This window comes from Streptomyces apricus (assembly GCF_008369065.1).
Taxonomy (GTDB): domain Bacteria; phylum Actinomycetota; class Actinomycetes; order Streptomycetales; family Streptomycetaceae; genus Streptomyces; species Streptomyces apricus.
This window is the reverse complement of sequence record NZ_VDFC01000015.1, coordinates 258,221-261,941: the sequence shown is the minus strand read 5'-3', so window position 1 is coordinate 261,941 and position 3,721 is coordinate 258,221. Positions and strand designations below refer to the sequence as shown.

3 protein-coding genes are annotated in these 3,721 nt (G+C 75.1%); all 3 read left to right on the top strand.

What is annotated here, in order from left to right; all coding sequences use genetic code 11:
• Positions 1-1,508 (top strand): IucA/IucC family protein (locus FGF04_RS06190; protein ID WP_149510231.1); only part of this gene is annotated, 1,508 nt, incomplete at its 5' end.
• A 112-nt stretch (positions 1,509-1,620) separates the two neighbouring features.
• A complete protein-coding gene (locus FGF04_RS06185; protein ID WP_149510198.1) occupies positions 1,621-2,892 on the top strand; it encodes a VWA domain-containing protein in 1,272 nt (423 codons plus the stop codon).
• Between the two features lie 71 nt (positions 2,893-2,963).
• Positions 2,964-3,721 (top strand): hypothetical protein (locus FGF04_RS06180; RefSeq protein WP_235882207.1); only part of this gene is annotated, 758 nt, incomplete at its 3' end.

Here is a 3,721-nt window from a genome sequence, read left to right as displayed (position 1 = left end):
CCCCCACCCCGGCCGAGACCGAGGCGGCCCTCGCCGCCGAGCTGCGCGCCGCGCGCCCCGCGCTGCTGTCCGCGTACGAGGCCGGACTCCCCGGTGCCCGGGCGGCCGTGCTGGCCCGGCTGTGGCGCGGGCTCGCCCACGAACCGCTGCCGTGGGTCACGCGCCGCACGGCCGGGCGCGACGGACTGACGCTGCGGCTGGCCGACGGCCGCCGGCTGCACGGACCGCGCCCGGACCCGTACGCGACGGCTCCGGCCGGCACGGAGGTCGGGCTGGACGGGACGGCGTACGACCACCCGGCCGTGCTGATGACGGCGCTCGGGTTCCCGCACGGCCGCGCCTTCGCCGCCGAACTCGCGCACAGCGTGGCCTCGTTGGCCCTGTCCCGCGCCGACCGGTTCCCGCCGGAGGAGCCCCGCACGCTCTGGGAGTGGGAGCAGCGGATCGTCGACGGGCACCCCTTCCACCCCAACTGCCGCTCGCGGCCCGGCTTCTCGGTGGCCGACCAGCTGGCGTACGCGCCCGAGCACCGGCCGGTGGTCGAACTGGGCACCGTCGCCGTGCGGGAGGACGACTGCCGCTCGACCGGCGCGTGGCCGTACCGGGACGCGGGGCGGCTGCTGATCCCTGTGCATCCGTGGCAGGCGCGGCACGTGCTGAAGGACGGGCAGCCCGTGGGGGGCGGGACGGCCGCCCATCCCCTGATGTCCCTGCGCACCCTGGCCGTGCCGGGCGGGCCGCACCTGAAGACCGCGCTCAGCGCCCGGCTGACCTCCTCCGTGCGGGACATCTCGGTGTACTCGATCACGTCGGCCGCGACGGTGTCCGCGTTCATGGAGTCGATGGCCGGACGGCTGGACGGCCTGCTGCACATCACCCGCACGCTCGGCGCGGTCACGGCCGGCTCCCCCGATCTGGCGGCCGTCGCGCGGGAGTCCCCGGACCTGTACGCCGGACCGGGCGAGCGGGTCGTGCCGGTCGCCGCGCTCGCCGCGGACGTCCACCCGCAACCGCCGCACTGGATCGCGCGGTTCAGCCGGCTCGCCCTCACCGTGGGGCTGCGGCTGCTCGATCTGGGGGTGGCCCTGGAGGCGCACGGCCAGAACCTGCTCGTGGTGCTCTCCCCCGCCGGGGATCCGGTCCGGCTGGTCTACCGCGACCTGGCGGACATCCGGATCAGCCCGGCCCGGCTGGCCCGCCACGGCATCCCGGCACCGGAGCTGACGGGCCGTATCGTCACGGACGACGAGGCGGTCCTGCGCAGCAAGCTGTTCGGCTCGCTCGTCGCGGGCGCGCTGGCGGCGACGGCGGGGTCGACGGCCGCCCTGCGCGAGGCCCTGGCCGCGGCGGTACGGGACCTGCCGCGCACCCCCGACCTGGCGGCGCTCCTGCACGAGCCCGTACCCGCCAAGGCGTTGACGCTGATGCGGCTGTCCCCCGAACGGCCCGGTGACCTCTGGGCCCGTCTGCCCCATCCCCTGACCGGCGCGGACACGACCCCGGCCTGACGGCCGCTCGCGGCGACCGCTTGTGGCGGCGGCTTGCGGCGGCGGCTCCTGGCGGACGCTCACGGGGCCACTCGTTTTGGGGCGTGGCCCCCTTGCTCCATAGGATCCTGCGATGATCACAAGACAACGGCTTGCGGTGGGCGCCTGTGCCCTGCTCGCCGCCCTGACGGCCGGGATCGCGCTCCCGGCCGGCGCCGTCGCCGACGAACCCTCGGGGGCCGCCGCGCCCAAGGTGGACCTCGTCCTCGACGTCAGCGGCTCGATGCGGGCGCGGGACATCGACGGACAGAGCCGGATGGCGGCCGCCAAGCAGGCCTTCAACGAGGTCCTCGACGCGACTCCCGAAGAGGTCGAGCTGGGCATACGCACACTCGGCGCCAACTACCGCGGCGACGACCGCAAGACGGGGTGCAAGGACACCGAACAGCTCTATCCGGTGGGGCCGTTGGACCGTACCGAGGCGAAGACGGCGGTCGCGACCCTGTCGCCCACCGGCTGGACCCCGATCGGCCCGGCCCTGCTGAAGGCGGCCGCCGACCTGGAGGGCGGCGAGGGCTCCCGCCGGATCGTCCTCATCAGCGACGGCGAGGACACCTGCGCCCCGCTGGACCCGTGCGAGGTGGCGCGCGAGATCGCCGCCAAGGGGATCGGCCTCACCATCGACACCCTCGGCCTCGTGCCGAACACCAAACTGCGCCAGCAGCTCAGCTGCATCGCCGAGGCGACCGGCGGCACGTACACCTCGGTCGAGCACACCGACGAACTCACCGACAAGGTGAACCAGTTGGTGGACCGCGCCGCCGACCCGGTGGTGACGCCGGTCGCCGTCGAGGGCGCCGACGCGTGCGCGAAGGCGCCCACGGTCAAGTCGGGCCTCTACACCGACCGCGAGGAGTTCGGACAGCACCGCTGGTACCGCGTGGACGTCCCGGCCGGTTCCGAGCTGCGTGCCTCGGTGAGCGTGGCGGCCGACCGCCGGGTGAACCGGGACTACGGGGTGTCGCTGCGGGCGGTGACGGCGAGCGGCCGTGAGATCGTGCGCGGCGAGACGACCGGCGACGGCCGGACCGACGTCCTGTCGGCCGGTCTGCGCTACCCCAAGGCGGAGAGCGACGACTCCGACGACGAGGCGGCGACGGAGGTCGTGTGCCTCCAGGTCGCCAACTCCTTCTCGGCGGCGCCGGGTGTAAAGACCACACCCGGACTGCCGCTGGAACTGACCGTCGACGTCGTGGACGGTCCGGGCACGTCGAGCGACGTGGCCTCCTTCGGCCTCGGACGCGGCTGGTGGCTGCTGGGCCTGCTGGTGCTCGTCGGCTTCGTCGCGGGTGTGCTGTGGGGCTGGGTCTCCCGCTGGCGGGTCTCTGTCTGGAGGACCAACTGATGGGGCGTGGAAGCGTGTCGAGTGGTGAGAGCGCACGGAAGGCCGGTGGCGCGCGGGGTGCGCTGCGTGCGGTGACCGCCGGGCTGCTGCTGATCGGGACCGGGGCCGTCGGGGCGGTGCCGGCCGCGGCCGACTCCTCGCCGTCCGCGAGCCCGTCGGGCGACAGCGCGGCGCCGACCTCGGCCGGGACGTCGTTCCGTACGGCGGCCGAGATCGACCAGGGGCAGACGGCGACCGCGAGCGCGTCCACGGGCGACTACCTCTACTGGTCGTTCCCCGCCGACGCCATGCAGCGGCCGACGGTCGAGGCGAAGGTGAAGCTGCCCGCGGCGCACGCCTCGGCGACCTGGCAGATCGACGTGTACGACGGACTGCGGCGCCGGCAGGCGTGCCAGTACGGGGCGCAGACCCGGACGGCCGCGCAGGACGCGGGGTCCGTGTCCCTGTCCTGCACGCTGCGTACGGTGCGGGCCTGGTCGGAGCCGTGGGCCGACGACCCGCTGCCGGGTACGTACTACGTCCGGCTGACCACGGTCGGGCTGAAGGCGGCGGACCTCGGGCTGCCCGTCGGCGCCGAGGTCCGGGTCGGCTCGAAGGACGTCGGCGGGGCCGCGGCCGTCGACGGCTCCCTGGGTGAGCCGCTCGTCCCCGGCATCGCCGCGAAGGCGGCCGCCGAGGAGGGTGAGGAGGGCGAGGAGTCCGGCGCGGGCGCCGTGCTGTCCAGCATCGAGCCCGACGACGGCTGGGCCTCCGGGTGGTGGTCCGACCGGTGGGTGTGGACCGGGATCGGCGGCGTGCTGGCCGCTCTCGCGGGGGTCGGCGGGTATGC